An 18,152-nucleotide genomic window follows, 5' to 3' on the forward strand; every position below is an offset into this window, starting at 1 on the left:
ACATATGTCTAGCACGAGTGCGCAAAATCCCAACCTCTGCCGCCACTTATACCCATATGGCGGGGGCAACCTCATGGGCAAATATTTCAGGCCCGGCTCTGGAATTGGTTCTGTGCATCCAGCGGCAACACCCGCATGCAGGCTTTGAACTTCTCTAAATTATGGCGTGCATCCACCAAGGCATCGTGGTTGCCTGCAGGCACTTCCGGGAGCGCTGGCTTGCCGGCCATTTCCCAGTATTGGCGCAGCTCACGAGTATAGTGCGGGAGTTGCCGTGGCATGCTTCGCATATCGCCCCAAAGCTGTGCCAGCACCACGTGATCATAGGCACCCACCCACGCCCAAAGCTGAGGCCTGTCATCGTGGTGGGTGAGAAAATCGAGCACCTCGCGGCGAATCGTCTCCCGCGACTTCCAGGCTTGGTTTGAGGGATTCGGCAGTTTATTTAACACATTGTCACGAACCCAGCGGTTAGCGAGCTGATGATTCGCCTCAGTAGAAACGGCATAGTATTCACTGCCGTCTTCGCCGACGATGCCAATGGAGACAAGCTCAATAGTAGAGCCGTCTTCAATGAACTCGGTGTCGTAGAAATAACGCACTGCCAGGCAACCTTACTTTTTGAGGCATTGGGTTTTCGTCACGGGTTTGGTGCGCACGCTGAAGCTTGACTTCGCAGATCTGCGCCAACCCCAAGCCTAAACCACGGCCACCAAGGCGAACGCACCGCACCCTTCGACGGGGATCTAGAATCAGCCAGTGTGACCCCTACTCCAAGACCTCAAGGAACACTGCCCGAACTAGCGCGCATTGTCAGCCACCCTTTCGTGGTAACTCTTGCAGTGCTCATTGCTTGCGCCTGGATGGTGTCGTGGAACCTCTCTCATACGCTCTACGCGGTTCCCTTTGGCACCCTCAGCGTGGATGAGTGGTTTCGCTACCATATTGACTTCGACGTCTACCGGGAAGGCGCTAAGGCCTACTTAGCTGGCGAGAATCTTTATACCCGCGACTACTCGGTGTGGGGCATCTATCTTCCTTTCACCTACCCGCCGCTGGCGGCCATTCTGTTTAGCCCCTTCGTTCTTTTCCCAGTCAATATTGGCGCGACGATACTCAACGTGATCACCGCCTTGCTGCTGTGGCACGTGTTGGTGATGGTGAGCCGTCGCCTGCTTCCAATGTGGACTTCAGCGCAAGTCCGTGGTCTAGCAACGGTGGTGCTCCCCCTGATGCTCGTGCTTGAACCCATGCGCGAGACCATGAGCTTCTCACAGGTCAATGTGGTGTTGATGTGGCTGGTGGTGCTCGACATCGTGCCAAAACAAAAGCGGCTCCCCCGAGGCATCCTCGTCGGATTGGCCGCAGCCATCAAGCTCACCCCGGCTGTCTTTGGCCTGTACTTCCTTGTCAATCGCCAATGGCGTGCTGCGGCAACTTCAGTGCTCAGTGCCCTCGCGCTCAGCGCTATCGCCTGGGTGCTCGCACCTGCAAGCTCAAGCACATACTGGTTTAGCACCCTGCGCGATCCCGGGCGCATCGGTAACCTCGCTTGGCCGAGCAACCAGTCCATTCGCGGTGTGCTCACGCGCGCGGGCGTGGAATCTTCTGCCCTATGGCTGTTGCTTGTCGTCCTCAGCATCGCGCTCATTGCTTTTGCCATGTGGCGGGTTTCGCTTCGCGCCGATGACCCCGCCGTGGTGTACGGGGTCACGGCAAACGCAGCGGTGGCGTTATTGTGTTCGCCAGTGTCCTGGTCGCACCACTGGGTATGGATTGCCCCGGCGCTCCTTGCATTGACCTACGCAGCCATCGAACGTTCCAGTTGGCTGCTGGGCGCTTTCACGCTGGTATTTACTGTATTTTCCGTTCGAGCCCCTCACTGGATGTTGCCACGTGATCAAGATGCCGAACGCGCGTGGAGCTTAAGCCAGCAACTCTTTGGCAACGCCTTTGTTGAATTCGCGCTGATCGCCATTGTGCTCATGTGCGTATTGCCGGTGCGAACACAAAAGGCGCCTGCAGTTCAAAGCGCCGCCGAATCCTAGGCTGCTCTGCGCCGCAATCCAGGCGTGTTATTGAAGCGCCTGACGATCCTCGCGCTGTGCTTGCTCCCGCGCCCGGCGCTCCACCGGGTGCAGTGCTCGCATGGCGCGCATTCGTTTCCGCGCCTTGGCGCTGTGGGGACGCAGCCAGGCATGGAAGGCCTCTGGGCTCGGAGGGAAAAGCGTCCATCCGATCACCGGCAATTTGCTCAGCAATTGCATGGCGAATGCCCCTGCGATGGTCACTGGAATGCACAGCAGGACCCAGGTAGTGGTGTGCCCCATTAATTCGGGCACATCCAGGCCGATCCCGCCTTCGCGGTAGCGGAACCCGTACCCGAAGATCACCGTCAAGGCGATGGGGTGGCTGATATAGATCACCAGGGTGTGTCGGCCGATGCGCTTGAGTGCTTCTCCAAGCACAGGGATTTTGGCCAGCAGCACTGCCAGGATGATGCCACCGGGCAGGTGCAGCACCGTGGCCACGGTGTTGAGCACTTGGTGGAACTGGGCATCGTTGATGTTTTCAGCTTGGACCAATACTTCTTTGGCTGCCATGTAGCTGAGCAACCCAATCAACAGCGCCCATGGTTTTAAGGCTTGGTTGGCAAAACGCTCAATCAGTGGCCTGCCATACGCACCAATTAAAAAGCAGGGTAAGTAGGTCGATACCTTGGCTACCAGGGGTGGATAAGGAAAGACGGGCGCGAAGATGATCACCAGGACAAGCACGCCCCACCTGGCCCAAGCTGGGAGCACCTTGGTTGCCCACAAGACCATAGTAAACAGCACCAGGGAGTGCAGGAACCAATACATGTTGCTCGACTCGATGAGTGAGTCAATGTAGTAGTCCTTCTCGGGCATCGGCTGCCCAAGGAACGCAAACCACTCGTAATTTTTCAGCCACATCTCCACCGGAGCCCAGCACAGATAGGGCACCGCGAGGAACCAGAGGCGCTTCGTCCATAGCTGGACAAAGCTGAACCGGAATACCTTGACGGAGAAGAACCCGCTAACCAGGAAAAACAGTGGCATTCTCAACGGCGCTAGCAGTTCATTGGCGTGGGCACCGAAGGTTTCTGAGCCATCGGGAACAGCGAGGGTGATATGCAAGAGCACCACGCCCAGGATGGACAGCCCCTTGGCTACGTCTGGCCACGCCATGCGTTGTTGAGGCGCGGCGACTGGCACGACGGCTCCTTCCAGGCATTTCCAGGCATCTAAGGGCATGGTGGCTTGTTATACGCACCAGGTGCTTGTGTGTCTCTGCAGTGTTGAGCACAGCGTTAGTTGGTGAACCTTCGCCTGAGGCAAAGCGGCCTCATCGCCACGCTATGCTCACCTGACGCTTGGCAACGCACTGGTGACACGCAAACAAACCTCCAGTTTAGCGTCGCTTTAAGGCGCTGCATAGTCACTTCACGCAAGAAACGCCACGAACCGCTCCAGAGACTTGGCCTAAAGAAAGCCGTATCCTGGCGGTTTCGTGGCGAATTATCGGCGAAGGGGCTTAGGCTCCTTCGGGGTAGCCCTTACCCGCTTCGAGCGATGCCTTCACCTCTGAGGCGTAGATGTCGACGTACTCCACGCCGACGAGCTCTGCGAGGGTGTGCATGACGTGGTCGGTGAGGTAGCGGGCTGCTTCGTGGGAATCTGGGTCGAGTCCAGCTTCTTCTACGAAGGCGCGCGGGGCGATGGGTTGGCCGATTTTCATGCGAACTTTGGCCGGGCGTGGAATCCAGGAGCCAATCGGATTGGCTTTGCGGGTATCGATCATGGCCACAGGAATGACATCGACTCCTGACAGCAATGCGATTCGAGCCATCCCCGACTTGCCCTTGTACACGCGACCGTCCGGGGAACGGGTGCCTTCTGGGTAGATACCGAAGAGGTCTCCGTTATCGAGCACCTTGGTGGCCGCCTCAAGGAGTTGATCTCCCGCCTCGGCAGATCCACGCTCGATTGGCATCTGGCCTACAGAGGTAAAAAACCACTTTTGTAGCTTGCCGACGAGCGACGTGCCGGTGAAGTATTCGCTTTTCGCCGGGAATGTCAGTTGTCGCTCACACACCAGCGGGAAGTAGAAGGAATCCATCACGGCCTGGTGGTTTGAGGCCAAAATGGCAGGCCCCTGGTTGGGAATGCGCTCAAGGTGTTCAACCTCGGGTCGATTGAGCACTTTTAGCCAAGGCCCAATGAGCACATGCTTGAAAACCCAGTACCACTTATTGGGGATGTTCGCACTTCCGAGGATTCGCATGCAATTGACAATATCGCAGTTCCGGAGATTTTTTCAAAGAAATTATCAAGGGATGTAGTTGGAATTATCTCCGCATCTCACAGCGACATTTCTTGTTATTGGCCAGCTAAATCTGCCACGCCAATCATGCCCGCATCTCCCCCAAGTTGCGCGCAGCGCACTTGGGGCAGGGGTCGGTGACCAGCCCCCACGATCGACTCCGCGAGGACTTGTTTTGCGCGCTCCAAATACAGATCGCAGGCGCTGGCAACGCCACCGCCGATGACGATCAATCCGGGGTCGAGAACATCGGCAACGATCGACAGTGCCTTACCGAGCCACGTGGCAAAGTCGTCGAAGACTTCCAGGGCGAGCGCATCGCCTGCCCGTGCTGCTTGCATGACGGCTTTGCCACTGAAATCGCCTTGGCCACGCAGCACCGAATCGCGTTCGGGTTGGGCTTCCAGCATTTCTTGGGCGGTTTGCACCAGTGCAGTGCCCGAGCAATAGCGTTCGAGGCAGCCGCGTTTGCCGCAGGGGCAGGGGCGTCCATCCGGCACCACGCAGAGGTGACCGAATTCTGGTGCCGTGCCAAAAGCGCCGCGATAAATCCGACCCTGATCCATCAGGGTGGCGCCAATGCCGGTTCCGACGGCGAAGAGTACCCAGTTTTCCACGCCCTGCGCAGCACCGAAGCGGTATTCGCCCCACGCGGCGGAGTTGGCGTCGTGCTCAAGGCGCACGGGAAGGCCTAGAGCCTGGCTGAGTTCTTTGCGCACTTCGCGATCACGCCAAGGCAGGTGTGGGGCGAAGCGAACCACTTCGCATTCGGGATCCAGAAAGCCTGCGATGGCCAGTCCAACACCGGTGACGTTGTAGTGTTCGCGGATTGCTTCGACTAATTCGACGATGCTTCGCTGCAGCTCCTCGGCATCTTTGGGGGTATCCACCGATCGTTGCTCGACGATGGTGCCCGATGCCACGACTGCCGCCCGAAGGTTGGTGCCACCAATATCAAATCCGACGGTTACGGGTTGGTCGGGTTCAATGAGCGGCATGGTGGGGCCTTCTGCGTCCGGGGCAGGTCTTTATACACCTGATGTCTAAGCAAAGCAGTATATCTGCCTGCAAAGCGCTTTAGCTAAACCCCACGATGGCACGCAGGCGAGCCCCCATAATTTCCCACGTCCAGTGCTCTTCTACGTGGCGTCGAGAAGCTAAGGCCATAGCTTTTCGACGCTCAGCGTCGCCCAAAAGCTCATCGAGCGCACAAATAAGCTCAGACACATTGCCACCTGGCACCACGATGGCCGTTTCTGGGGTGACGGTTTCAGGCGCCCCACCGGAATCGCCGGCGATCACCGGCAAACCGGCTGCCTGAGCCTCAAGATAGACAATGCCCAGGCCTTCAACATCAAGGCCATAGCCCCGGGTGCGGCAGGGCATGGCAAAAATATCAGCACCGTGAAGCATCTGCTCCATCGTCGTCTCCGATACCCGGCCCGGCATCGAAACGGTGCGGGCATCGGGACCAAGCTGCGCGCGAAGCTTACGCAATGTTGGCTCATAACTTCCCTGCCCCACGATCACCAGCCGGGCATTCCGGTGGCGCTTTAACACCTCAGGCCACGCCTTTAAGAGCGTGTCTTGACCTTTGCGAGCCACCAAACGGGAGGTACACAACACCACTAGCTGACCATCCCAACCCAGGCTGCTGCGAACTTCCTCTACGTTCTCGGGTGGACTGAAGCGTTCGAGGCTTACTCCAGAAGGTAAATGCTCGAAGGCGGGATGGGAGCCAAAGGCCCCTTGGATTCGGCCCAGAGTGTAATCGGAGATATAGGTAACGACATCGACGTTATTGCCAATCACGCGAAGCAGTTGGCGGGCAACAGGTGTCATGGCCCAACCAACCTCGTGGCCGTGGGTAGATGCGATCACGCGACGCGCTCCGGCCTTGCGAGCCTGAGCGGCCATGAGCGCCAGTGGGGCTGCTGCTCCAAACCACACGGTGTCGATGCCCTCTTCGGCGATGATCTCCTGCATCCGGCGTGCCGTAGCCGGCGTTGGCAGCATGACTTTGCGATGCCAACGATAGACCGGGTACTCGAGGTGCCGATCGTAGTGCTGCGCTGCGGCCTCGTCTTGGGTGGATGCAAATACCACCACATTTTCAGGTGGCAGCGTGCCGAGAAAATCACGCAGGTATGACTGAATCCCCCCAAGGGTTGGAGGGAAGTCGTTGGTTACGAGTAGAAGCTTTGGCACGTTAGTAGCGACGTGCACCATAGATGGGCATGGAGTCTACGGCCACAACCTGCACAGGGATGCCGTAATCGGAGGCGTGCACCAACTTGCCATCACCGATGTAGATGCCAACGTGGGTTGCGCCAGGGTAATAGCCCACCACGTCGCCCGGCTGGAGGTTATTCACATCCACCGGCGTACCACCTGCCATTTGCGCCTGAGAGGTACGAGGGACTTGTTTACCCTGCTGCAGGAAGGACCACACCACCAGGCCGGAGCAGTCAAAGGCATCCGGGCCTGCCGCGCCCCACTCATAAGGGGCGCCAAGTTTGCTCAACGCTGCCTGAACGGCACCAGAAGCGGCGGCTGAAAGCGCAGCGGGATCGATGGGCAGCGGGCCGTTTTTCAGTTCCCAGCGGGCGCGCTGCTCGGCCGAGAGGCCATTGACTCGATCCAGGATCTCATCGGTGCGCTGCTTGAGTTCTGCCTGCTGGCGGTCGAGCTCCTCTTCGCGCTTTTTCAGTGAGTTCTGTTCATAGGTCACTGCCGCTACAGAACGGTCTGCCTCGCTGCGCTTCTTCGCGGCTTGCTGAGTAACCTGACGCAAGTCCTTCAGTGCCTCATTGGCGTTGCGGGTCAGGGTGGACATGTAGGAAGCACGGTCGATGGCGTACTGCGGCGAGTCGGCGCCGAGCGCATTGCTCAAAGGATCGATAGTGGCGCCGCGGTATTTGGAGCCTGCAAGACGGTTGACTTCCTGGCGGTAGGCCTGTTCCCGGTCTCGGGCTTTATCAGCCTCCACAGCGGCCGCTGCGGCGCGAGCTTTGAGCTCGTCCAGCTTGTCGTCTCCGCGCTCTAGGTCGAGCTGGAGCTGCTTTACTTCCTCGTTTTTGGCGCTGGCTTCATGAGAGATGTGGTCCATCTCTTGGATCAACGCATCAACCTCATCTGCGGACACGCTGGGTGCCATACCAAGCAGCAGGAGGCTTGAGCCCACTGCAGCGATGAGCTTTTTGGAATGGAAGTTCACGTCACCAGATCCTTTAACGCTACGGAAGAAAAGCAAATCTTAGGTCACTATAGCCGCACACCGCCGATTCTTAATACACAAACACCAAAATTGTGAAGCATGTGAAACGAGGGGCAGAACTACAAAAGCCGCCACCTTATTTCAGGTGACGGCTCAAGAAAGCGTTGCGCTTAGAAGCGAACAGCGCTGTGGTACGGCATGGAGTCCAGCGGGGACTCGGACAGCGGGGTGCCTTCGTTCAGAGCGTGGATCACGGTGCCGTGGCCGGTGTAGATACCAACGTGGGATGCACCGGAGTAGAAGGCAACGATGTCGCCGGGCTGGAGCTGATCGCGGGAAACCTTACGGCCGGCAGCAGCCTGGTCGTAGGAGGTGCGCGGGATGGACTTGCCAACCTGGCTGTATGCCCAGGAGGTCAGGCCGGAGCAGTCGAAGGCGTTCGGGCCTGCAGCGCCCCACACGTAAGGGGAACCGATCTTGGTGCGAGCAGCGTCCACGATCTTCTGACCTTCAGAGGACAAAGGAGCGGAAACCGGAGCGGCCGCGAGGGAGCCAAGACCCAGGTCGATGCCTTGCTGAGCGAAGGGTGCCTCTACCAGGTTGGTGATGTTGCCGGTGTTGAGCGCGTCAACGCCAGGAACCTGTACCGACTGGCCGGTGAAAGGCTCGGTGATTTCGAATGCCTGCGCGGCGGGGGCCAGGGCTGCTGCAGCGCCCACCACTGCTGCCGATGCTACGGCTGCGTTGCGGGCGTTCTGCTTGTTGCGACGGTGCTTAGCCACGATTGATTCTCCAAATCATTTCTTGTCCAACGGGAAACCCGTTACGGCTTCAATTTCTCTTTAACTCATCTGAGACTTCGAAGACGTTCTAGTTCTTCGTTGTCCGTTCCACGCTTCCTCTTGAAGCCCTTCACGAAATGTCTCGATTAGGTTACGAAATTGCAACAAACATTGTCTACTCGAAACGCCGTAATCATTTCGTTATCAACCCGTGATCGTTTCAAGACCACATAACCTCTACCCCGCCCCCGAAGATTTCCTGCAAGCATAGCACTAAAACCGGCACGGTATTTCCACCCGTTGAACTGGGCTTTTCGTAGAACTATCAAGTATTACTTGAAGGCTTTAACGCAACCCGCCATAGTTTCAATAAGACACCACATTTACTCGATGTGTTCTTGCTCACACCGAGCGTTTCAGTGCCATATCGCGGTGCTTTTGGTGACGTATAGGGCGATACATAACGCCATAATGTCGATCAATATCAGCACCTCTGCCCTAGAGATCACTCCCCCACAGCCCATGGGACGCCCTTGAGGCAGCATGGCTAACTTTTCTTGCTCCTATATATAAGGAATGAAAAAAGAGGCCGGCATATGCCGGCCTCTTTTATGGAAGAGACTTTCCGTATTCGATGGAGCGGTGACTAGCGCTCTTGTTCCTCGTCGCGTGCACGGTTGGCGCGCTGGAGGTTTTCGTACATCTCCACCTCTTCGTGGTGGTTGGCTTCCTCGATGCGTGCTGCCTTCTCGCGGATATCAACAGGATCCGGGGAGAAGAAGCTACCGCGGCCGGGGGAGCCTGCGAAGCCGAGCTGGTTCATCTGCTTCGGTACGGCTGCACCTTGGTACTCCAGCGGGATAGCGTGGCCATGCTCGTCGACCTGGCCAAGTGGCTGGTGCACCTCGATGAAGGCGCCGTTCGGCATCATCTTGATGGTGCCGGTCTCGATGCCGTGCTCGAGCACCTCGCGGTCGGAACGCTGCAAACCGATGCAGATGCGGTAGGTGATGAAGTAAGACAGCGGCGGCAGGATGATCAAGCCGATGCGGCCTACCCAAGTCATAGCGTTCAGCGAGATATCGAAGTGGTAAGCGAAGAGGTCGTTACCACCGGAGAGGGTGAGCAGGAAGTAGAACACGATGCCCATAACACCCAGGGAGGTGCGAACTGGAACGTCGCGAGGACGCTGCAGCAAGTTGTGGTGTGCATCGTCGCCGGTGATCTTCTTCTCGATGAAGGGGTAGGTCACCAACAGGATCACGAGCACCAGACACAGCATGGCTACCCAGAAGGCACCAGGGATGGTGTAGCGGCCGATGTAGAGCTCCCAAGCGGGCATGACACGGGCAGCACCGTCAGTCCACAGCATGTAGATGTCGGGCTGAGAACCTGCGGATACCTGCGAGGGGTTGTACGGGCCAAGGTTCCAGATGGCGTTGATGGAGGTCAGACCAGCCATCAGTGCGAGCACGCCAGCGGTGAGCAGACCGAAGGCAGCAGCCTTCAGGCCGAACAGCGGCAGAATGCGAACGCCAACCACGTTGTTCTCGGTGCGACCAGCGCCCGGGAACTGGGTGTGCTTCTGGTACCAAACCAGGGCAAGGTGAGCGGCGATCAGGCCGAGGATGATGCCCGGGATCAACAGCACGTGAGCGATGTAGAAGCGGTCGAGCATCAAATCGGAGGGGAAGTCGCCACCGAAGATCAGCCAGTGCAGCCAGGTGCCGATGATTGGCATACCAACGATGATGGCCGACATAATGCGCAGACCAACACCGGAGAGCAGGTCGTCGGGCAGGGAGTAACCCATGAAGCCTTCAACCATGCCCAGCAGCAGCAGGACAACACCGATGATCCAGTTTGCTTCACGCGGGCGACGGAATGCGCCGGTGAAGAAGATGCGCAGCATGTGCACGGTCATGGCGACCATGAACATCAGGGCTGCCCAGTGGTGCATCTGGCGGATGAACAGACCGCCGCGAACCTCGAAGGAGATGTTCAGTGCGGTTTCGTATGCACGGGACATTTCCACACCGTTAAGTGGGAGGTAGTCGCCGTCGTAGATGACCTTGGTGATCGAAGGATCGAAGAACAGGGTCAGGTACACACCGGTCAGCAGCAGGATGATGAAGCTGTAGAGAGCGATCTCACCCAGCATGAACGACCAGTGGGTCGGGAATACTTTGTTGATCTGACGGCGGATACCGGCAGAAGCCGTGTACCGCGAGTCAATGTTGTTGCCGATTTCGGCTAGTTTGTTGCTCATGACTGACGCTCCCAGAATGCCGGGCCGACAGGCTCGATGAAGTTGCCTGCGGCGACGAGGTAACCCTCTTCGTCAACGGTGATCGGCAGCTGAGGCAGAGCACGGGCAGCAGGACCGAATACCGGCTTGCCGTAGTGCAAAGCGTCGAACTGCGACTGGTGGCACGGGCACAGGATGCGGTTGGTCTGAGCCTCGTACAGCGAGGTCGGGCAACCGATGTGCGTGCAGATCTTCGAGTAGGCGTAGTAATCGCCGTAGTGGAAATCTTCCTGGTTCTGACGCTCAACAACCTTCAGCGCATCTTCGGAGCGCAGGCGAATCAACATCACAGGGTTACGAGGACCGTGGATGGAGTGCATCTGCTCTTCGAAAACATCAGCCTTGGCGTCGTACTGATCGCCATCGTTGACCAGGTCTGCGGGCAAGGGGTACACAGTTTCCATTGCGCCAGCAGCGAGATCCTCGGGGCGGATACGCACCAGGCGGGTAACACCCTGAGTGGTGTAGTGATCGCCGATGGAGCTTTCGTGCTTTTCGGCAACGACACCGGTGTCACGGCCGAGGTAAAGCTTCACGCCTTCATTGTGAAGAGTCCAACCGGAGGTCCAGAGGGTACCGTCACCCTGAATACCGAGCGGGCCCTTCTTCCAGGGGTTCTTCACCATGCCGCCGAGCGGTGCAATGACCACGAGGCCGGCGAGCAGGCCACCGACGCCGAGCATGGACTTGATGACCTTGCGGCGTCCAAGGGTGGAGGTCTGCCAAGAATCGTTGAGCAAAGCAACGATGGTGCGGCGGTCGACCTCGTCGGAAGGACCATCGTGGCGACGCTGTACGGCGATCTCCTCGGGGATGATCTTCTTTACGTACAGGGTTGCGCCGATACCCAGGCCAAGAATGGCGAGGCCAGCGGTGAGACCGAGCAATGGGGTGTAGAAGGTGTAGAACCACAGGCCTTCTTCGCCCAGTGCCTTGTACTCCCAAGGCCAGAACAGGTACACGGCCAGGAAGGCGATGGCGGCAACGATGCCGATGCCCAACCAGATGCCGACGGTGCGGGAAGCGCGCTTATCAGCCGGATCGTTGTCGATCGGGAAGCGCTCTTTGCGGTATGCAACGGTCACGCCGTCGAGCTCAGTGCCCAGACGTGCGAGCTCATCGTTGCTCATACCGTTGAGTTCTTTTTCGGTGTATTGCTTCTCGTTATTGCTCATGAGCGCGATCCAATCCACAATGCGGCGGCCACGAGGACCACGATTCCGACGAGCCACATCATCATGCCCTCAGTAACGGGGCCGAGACCACCGAGGCTCCAACCACCGGGGCTGGGGGTTTCCTTGGAGGACTTAATAAAGGCGATGATGTCCTTCTTCTCGTCAGCGGTGAGCTGGCGGTCGGAGAACTTCGGCATGTTTTCAGGGCCGGTCAGCATGGCCTGGTAGATCTCCTGCTCGTTGGCGGGATCAAGCACAGGTGCGTACTTACCGGAGGACAGTGCGCCGCCACGGCCGGTGAAGTTGTGGCAGGAGGCGCAGTTGAGGCGGAACAGATCGGAGCCGCGAGCGACATCGGCTGGATCGATCTTGCCGTCGTAGTTCTTACCGCGGAGGGATTCCATAGCAATGGAGCCGTCCTGGTTATAAACGATGCCGGGGCCACCGCCGTTGGCGTCTACGTATGCGGCCAAAGCCAGAATCTGGGCTTCGGTGTAACGCGCAGGCTTGCGGGGCACCTGTGCCTCATTGCGGGTCATCGGCATACGGCCGGAGTGAACCTGGAAGTACACAGCGCCAGCGCCGGTGCCGACGAGGGACGGACCGCGTTCCTTCACACCCTGCAGGTTGGCACCGTGGCAGGTGATGCAGGCGGTGTCGTAAATGGTCTTGCCCTCTTCGATGAGTGCTTGCTCATCTTTTTGGGCCGTAGCAACTTGGGCGTCCGGGGTTGCGGCGTTCACCAGCAGTCCGGCACCGGTAAGGCCAACAGAAAGTGCGAATGCTCCAGCAAGCGTACGGCGAAGCTTGCGGCGCGTCTTCACCTTCTTTGCCTTTGTTGCCGAGACAGTCTGCTCGACTGCCTCGTGATTGGTGGGATTGGTATCCATCATTTCCCTTTGTGTCTCGAATACGGAAAGTGAGGGGCGGTCAGCGTCGAAACGCTATGCACAACCGCGTCCTACTGGATGAAGTAGATCGTGATGAACAGGCCGATCCAGACAACGTCCACGAAGTGCCAGTAGTACGACGTCACCATTGCGGCGGTTGCCTGTGCTGGGGTGAACTTCGCCTTGCTGATGCGCAGCATCACCACGACGAATGCCAGCACACCTGCGAGCACGTGAGCCGCGTGGAAGCCGGTGGTGATGAAGAACGTAGAACCGTAGACGCTGCTGGGGATGGTCATGCCGTGCTCTACCAGGTGGTAGTACTCGTATGCCTGGCCAACCAGGAAGATCGAACCCAGCAGGATGGTGATCGCAAACCACTTGCGAAGACCGAAGACGTCGCCACGCTCTGCAGCAAACACGCCGAACTGCGCCGTGAAGGACGAAGAAATCAGCACGATGGTGATTGCCAGTGCGTATGGGACGTTGAGGTGATCCGCTCCCTCCTTCCAAGATCCATTGCCGATGCCGTTTGCGCGCGAGGTGAAGTACATCGCGAACAGGCCGGCGAAGAACATCAATTCCTGAGACAGGAACACAATCGTGCCGACACTGACCATGTTGGGTCGGTTCAGTGCCGCAACACGTTGTGGTGCTGCCATACCTTTGTTTCCAATTGCGCTCGTCACGTGTTCTAGTATGGCGGTTCCCGCCGGGTGAGTCACGTTTTTGCCCCCGCCCGTTTTCGCTTTTCGAGCACTACATTTGGCACCCCCACACCGTCAGATCCCTGCAGAAAAAATTTTTTCTTTGCGTGGAACTTTTTGACCTAGCTAAACGACGCACAGTTTTCGCAGGTCATTTAACGCTTCTTTGAAAAGCGCAATCCAGGTTCTCAAAAGACTGCTTTCAGTTACGTCTCAGGGATCACAGTTTCCTTTGATACATGCCCTTTTAGCGTGAGAGTTAATTCACAATCGTGGAGGCCGAAGATACCGGCGATACCAACTTTTGTATGCCCCTCCCCCGCGGGACGACATTGCAAAGACTCAAGCCCCACATACCCCTTATCACGTGGGTTTTATTTTGCGCCTCCGTGAAATACACGAACGCCCCGAACACTACCCCCGCCATTCAAAGCGAGGGGTGTCGGGGCGTTTGCAGACGCGAGAAGGAACTAGTGCTTTTCCTTCGGAAGGCCGTACTGAAGGTTCAGCATCGTGGTGGTGTAGATCAGGCACACAGCGCCCAATGCGATCAACCAGTAGTGCATGTAGATGATGCCGAAGCCGAGCAGAGCGATGGAGCCGCTCATTGCCAGAGGCCAGATGGAACCGGGGCTAAAGAAGCCCAGGGTGCCGGCACCGTCGGAAATCTCAGCCTCTTCCCAGTCTTCTGGGAGCACGTCGATGCGCTTTTCGGTGAAGTGGAGGTAACCGCCGAGCATCAAGGAAAGTGCAGTGGCGAGGAACAGGGAGATACCGCCTGCCCACTCATAGCCCTTGATGTTGCCGGAGTCAGATACGTGAATGGTTGCGAACACGTAGATGATGGAGACGATGAACATGAATACGGAGATCCCGTACATGATCTTGGAGCTAGCCTTCATTGTTCAGTCCTCTCGTTCTAGCGTTGCGCGCCGTTGGGATCTTGGGCGTTGTCGCCATCGACGGTCGCACGGTCCGGGTTGAACGGCGCGGTGCTGGTGGCGTAGGGGGCTTCGCCGATGGAAGCCAAGGCTTCGGAGTTCTCCGCCTCAGGGTTGTCGATGCGGTACTGCAGGTACTGCTTGAACTTCTCTGGGGACACAACGCGGATCTCGAAGTTCATCATGGCGTGGTAGGTACCGCACATTTCAGCACAGCGACCAACGAAGGCGCCCTCTTCTTCGATCTTCTCGATCTGGAAGCGACGTTCCTGCTTGTTCTGCTCGGGGTGGTTGTACACGTCGCGCTTGAACAGGAACTCGGGAACCCAGAATGCGTGGGATACGTCATCCGATGCCAAGGAGAACTCGATGGCGGTATCGGAAGGAAGCACCAGAACGGGAACCACGTTGGTGGTACCGATGGTTTCGATCTTGTCGAAGTTCAAGTAGGACTTATCGCCAATGGAACGACCATTGATCGGGTTGGGGTGCTTAATGCCAGCGCCCTCGTCGTCGTACTTGGTCTCTTCAGCTTGCTGCTGACGAACCTCGTCTACACCGTTGTAGTCGTTGCCGTCCTGAGTAAGCTCACCGGCAACCTCGCGGTAACCGAACTTCCAGTTCCACTGGTAACCGGTCACGTCCACCTTCACCTTTGGATCCTTGTCCAAAGCGGTGACCTTGTCCTGAGTCTGGACGGTGAAGAAGAACAGCACCATCACGATGACGATTGGGACAATGGTGAGCACAAGCTCAAGCGGGATGTTGTACTGGGTCTGACGGGGGAACTCATCCTTGCCAGCCTTCTTGGCGCGCTTAGCACTCCAAGCAAACATGCCGTAGATGAACAGGCCCCACATGATGAAGCCGATGGTCCAGGCTGCAACCCAAACCCAAACCCAGAAGTTATACATTGCGGTTGCTTCCGGCGTAATACCTTCCGGCCAGCCGAATGCGAGCGCCTTGCCGAGCACGCCGCCCGGAGCCTCCACGTCGCATCCCGCAAGGGCGAAGCCACCGATGCCGAGGACACCGGCTAGCAGTGCCTTACGGCTAAAGCCACGCTGCTGCTGTTGTTTCACGCGCGTCTGCCTTCCTATTGCACTAGTTCTTCGAATGAAAACCTGCCGATGCCCTGGGGATTTACCAAGTTTGGTTCTTGGCAAACGCACTTTGGACATGCCGCTGGCTTTTCCATTCACGTCTATTAACGCAGGATAGCGCATTTACCGGCGGATTTTGAACGCTACTCACAGCCACCTTGCAGCGGTTTCAGGCATTTGCCAGCTTGCTTAACATGGCTCAACGCAGCGTAAACGGCATGAATGGCATTTCAGGGGCTCGTCTGAACGTCACCCCAACACTGCTCGTGTAGTCCATATCACAAGCGTGAACCGCCATATCAACCTTATGGATACCCCACTATTCCTACCGACTAACGCACCTTGATTCAGCGACCCTTCTGCCCTCGAACCCCCGGATCGTCGAAAAGCTCAAGGCTTGTTGCAATACAGCGTTTTCGGCTCCGAGAGAGTAGATTGGTGCTTCTGATATGTCGAGCTTTATTCCGTTATCGCGGGCTCAAGCAGCAAAGCACACAAACGATAAGGAAGGGAGACTCGCCTCGGTATGTGCGGGCTTCTAGGAATGGTCACTAGCCACGACAACGCAGCAGCGTTCGTGGACTCTATTAATAAGGCATTGCCATGCATGCGGCACCGCGGCCCAGACGAGGCCGGCGCCTGGCACGACGAGACCGCGGTGTTCGGTTTTAACCGTCTCTCGATTATCGATCTTGAGCACTCCCATCAGCCGCTGCGCTGGGGCCCGGAAGGCCAACCGCACCGTTACGCCATGACATTCAATGGCGAGATCTACAACTACCTCGAGCTTCGCGAACAACTGCAAGAAGCCGGCTACTCCTTCTATACAGAAGGCGATGGCGAACCGATCATCGTGGGCTTCCACCACTGGGGCAAAGACGTTGTGCGCCACCTGCGCGGAATGTTCGGCATTGCCATCTGGGACACCTACGAGCGCAAACTTTTCCTCGCTCGCGATCAATTCGGCATCAAACCGCTGTATTACGCCACCACCGAAGCAGGCACCGTCTTCGCCTCTGAGAAGAAGTGCATTTTGGAGATGTCCGAGGACATCGGTCTCGGCCTCGACCTTGACCGCAGGGCCATTGAGCACTACGTGGATCTGCAGTATGTGCCGGAACCTGAAAGCCTGCACAAAGAAATCCGCCGCATTGAATCCGGTTGCACCGCAACGGTGTACCCCGGTGGCGAGGTTGAGCAAGAACGCTATTTCCGCCCCCAATTCCCGGCACAACCCGTGCCGAAGGGCGCGGAGCAGGATCTTTTCGACCGCATTGCCAAGGCCTTGGAAGACAGCGTGGAAAAGCACATGCGTGCCGATGTGACCGTCGGTTCTTTCCTTTCCGGCGGCATCGACTCCACCGCAATTGCCACCCTTGCCAAGCGCCACAACCCCAACTTGCTTACCTTCACCACCGGATTTGAGCGCGAAGGGTACTCAGAAGTTGATGTAGCTGCGGAATCGGCCGCAGCCATCGGCGCAGAGCACATCGTCAAGATCGTAAGCCCCGAGGAATACGCCGACGCGATCCCTAAGATCATGTGGTACCTCGACGATCCCGTAGCTGACCCTTCCCTGGTGCCGCTGTATTTCGTGGCTCAAGAAGCACGCAAGCATGTCAAGGTCGTGTTGTCCGGCGAGGGTGCCGACGAACTCTTTGGTGGCTACACCATCTATAAAGAGCCGCTATCGCTTGCACCATTTGAAAAGATCCCCTCCCCCTTGCGCCGCAATCTGGGCAAGCTTTCCAAGATGCTCCCCGAGGGCGTGAAGGGCAAGTCCCTGCTCGACCGCGGCTCCATGACGATGGAAGAGCGCTACTACGGCAACGCTCGTTCCTTTAACTTCGAGCAAATGCAACGCGTGATTCCTTGGGCCAAGCGCGAATGGGATCACCGCGAGGTCACCGCACCGATCTACGCGGAATCTCGCCATATGGATCCAGTTGCGCGCATGCAGCACCTTGACCTGTTCACCTGGATGCGCGGCGATATCTTGGTCAAAGCCGACAAGATCAATATGGCGCACTCTCTTGAGCTTCGCGTTCCCTTCCTTGATAAAGAAGTGTTCCGCGTGGCAGAGACGATCCCCTATGACCTCAAGATTTCGCACGGCACCACCAAGTACGCCCTGCGTAAGGCTATGGAGCAGATCGTTCCCGAGCACGTCTTGCACCGCAAGAAGCTCGGATTCCCTGTGCCGATGCGCAATTGGCTTGCCGGTGACGAGCTCTTCGGTTGGGCGCAGGACCAAATCAACGCATCTCAAACCGATGAGATCTTTGATAAAAAGGCCGTCCTTGCCATGCTCAACGAGCACCGCGATGGCCAAAGCGATCACTCCCGCCGCTTGTGGACGGTGCTCGCCTTCATGGTCTGGCACGGCATCTTCGTCGAGCACCGCATCGACCCGGGCATCGAAGATCGCGATTACCCCGTCTACCTCTAAAGGCAGGGTTCTAGCGCTCACAAACGAGCGGAACAAAAGCGGGCGGGCGCGGCAGGCCGGAGCACTGCTTCCCTAGCACCGCGCCGCTCCGCCGAACCAGGAGCACCGCGCCCCGCACAACTAGCCGGCACCGCGCCCGCTCCCCCAGCACCCCTAGCGCGCCCCAGCTAAAAAGCACAACACCCGCCGCCTTTGCATGAAGGCAGCGGGTGTTTTTTAAATCAGGCCCGCGTAAC

15 protein-coding genes are annotated in these 18,152 nt (G+C 57.8%); 2 read left to right on the top strand and 13 right to left on the bottom strand.

Annotated elements, in window-relative coordinates; genetic code table 11:
- Nucleotides 1-86: 86 nt before the first annotated feature.
- Complete coding sequence (locus IEU99_RS02260; protein ID WP_128889519.1) at nt 87-602, bottom strand: polyadenylate-specific 3'-exoribonuclease AS; 516 nt, start codon at nt 600-602, stop codon at nt 87-89.
- A gap of 159 nt (nt 603-761) precedes the next feature.
- On the opposite strand from IEU99_RS02260, the gene IEU99_RS02265 reads away from it, so the two are divergent.
- Nucleotides 762-2,048, top strand: coding sequence for a glycosyltransferase 87 family protein (locus tag IEU99_RS02265; RefSeq protein ID WP_128889518.1), 1,287 nt, complete (start codon nt 762-764; stop codon nt 2,046-2,048).
- Nucleotides 2,049-2,075: 27 nt separating this feature from the next.
- On the opposite strand, the gene IEU99_RS02270 is transcribed toward IEU99_RS02265, so the two are convergent.
- The 12 genes from IEU99_RS02270 to ctaC all read right to left on the bottom strand — a co-directional run bounded on the left by IEU99_RS02270 (nt 2,076) and on the right by ctaC (nt 15,446).
- Nucleotides 2,076-3,209 (bottom strand): acyltransferase family protein, encoded by a 1,134-nt coding sequence (locus IEU99_RS02270; protein WP_421757482.1) that lies wholly within the window; start codon nt 3,207-3,209, stop codon nt 2,076-2,078.
- 346 nt (nt 3,210-3,555) lie between these two features.
- A complete protein-coding gene (locus IEU99_RS02275; protein ID WP_128890795.1) occupies nt 3,556-4,281 on the bottom strand; it encodes a lysophospholipid acyltransferase family protein in 726 nt (241 codons plus the stop codon).
- 119 nt (nt 4,282-4,400) lie between these two features.
- Nucleotides 4,401-5,342 (bottom strand): ROK family protein, encoded by a 942-nt coding sequence (locus tag IEU99_RS02280; protein WP_128889516.1) that lies wholly within the window; start codon nt 5,340-5,342, stop codon nt 4,401-4,403.
- A gap of 79 nt (nt 5,343-5,421) precedes the next feature.
- The gene (locus IEU99_RS02285; protein WP_128889515.1) at nt 5,422-6,552 is read right to left on the bottom strand and encodes a glycosyltransferase family 4 protein; all 1,131 of its coding nucleotides are present in this window, start codon (nt 6,550-6,552) and stop codon (nt 5,422-5,424) included.
- 1 nt (nt 6,553) lies between these two features.
- Entirely contained in the window at nt 6,554-7,561 is a 1,008-nt protein-coding gene (locus IEU99_RS02290) for a C40 family peptidase (RefSeq protein ID WP_371869461.1), read from the bottom strand.
- 170 nt (nt 7,562-7,731) lie between these two features.
- Nucleotides 7,732-8,343, bottom strand: coding sequence for a C40 family peptidase (locus tag IEU99_RS02295; protein WP_128889514.1), 612 nt, complete (start codon nt 8,341-8,343; stop codon nt 7,732-7,734).
- A 646-nt stretch (nt 8,344-8,989) separates the two neighbouring features.
- Entirely contained in the window at nt 8,990-10,612 is a 1,623-nt protein-coding gene (gene qcrB / locus IEU99_RS02300; protein ID WP_128889513.1) for a cytochrome bc1 complex cytochrome b subunit, read from the bottom strand.
- Nucleotides 10,609-11,826: a cytochrome bc1 complex Rieske iron-sulfur subunit gene (qcrA, locus tag IEU99_RS02305; protein ID WP_128889512.1), complete on the bottom strand. Its 1,218-nt coding sequence runs from the start codon at nt 11,824-11,826 to the stop codon at nt 10,609-10,611. Before qcrA ends, qcrB begins: the two co-directional genes overlap by 4 nt.
- Entirely contained in the window at nt 11,823-12,719 is an 897-nt protein-coding gene (gene qcrC / locus IEU99_RS02310; protein WP_188358272.1) for a cytochrome bc1 complex diheme cytochrome c subunit, read from the bottom strand. The genes qcrA and qcrC overlap by 4 nt, the downstream gene beginning before the upstream one ends.
- Nucleotides 12,720-12,787: 68 nt before the next feature.
- Entirely contained in the window at nt 12,788-13,405 is a 618-nt protein-coding gene (ctaE, locus tag IEU99_RS02315) for an aa3-type cytochrome oxidase subunit III (protein WP_128889511.1), read from the bottom strand.
- Between the two features lie 488 nt (nt 13,406-13,893).
- Entirely contained in the window at nt 13,894-14,325 is a 432-nt protein-coding gene (ctaF, locus tag IEU99_RS02320) for an aa3-type cytochrome oxidase subunit IV (protein ID WP_128889510.1), read from the bottom strand.
- A gap of 17 nt (nt 14,326-14,342) precedes the next feature.
- On the bottom strand, nt 14,343-15,446 hold the full coding sequence (gene ctaC, locus IEU99_RS02325) for an aa3-type cytochrome oxidase subunit II (protein ID WP_128889509.1): 1,104 nt from the start codon (nt 15,444-15,446) through the stop codon (nt 14,343-14,345).
- Nucleotides 15,447-15,993: 547 nt separating this feature from the next.
- Between ctaC and asnB the strand changes: the two genes are divergently transcribed.
- Nucleotides 15,994-17,916, top strand: coding sequence for an asparagine synthase (glutamine-hydrolyzing) (asnB, locus tag IEU99_RS02330; RefSeq protein WP_128889508.1), 1,923 nt, complete (start codon nt 15,994-15,996; stop codon nt 17,914-17,916).
- Nucleotides 17,917-18,152: the final 236 nt, after the last annotated feature.

The sequence above is a fragment of the Corynebacterium pelargi genome (assembly GCF_014635485.1).
Taxonomy (GTDB): domain Bacteria; phylum Actinomycetota; class Actinomycetes; order Mycobacteriales; family Mycobacteriaceae; genus Corynebacterium; species Corynebacterium pelargi.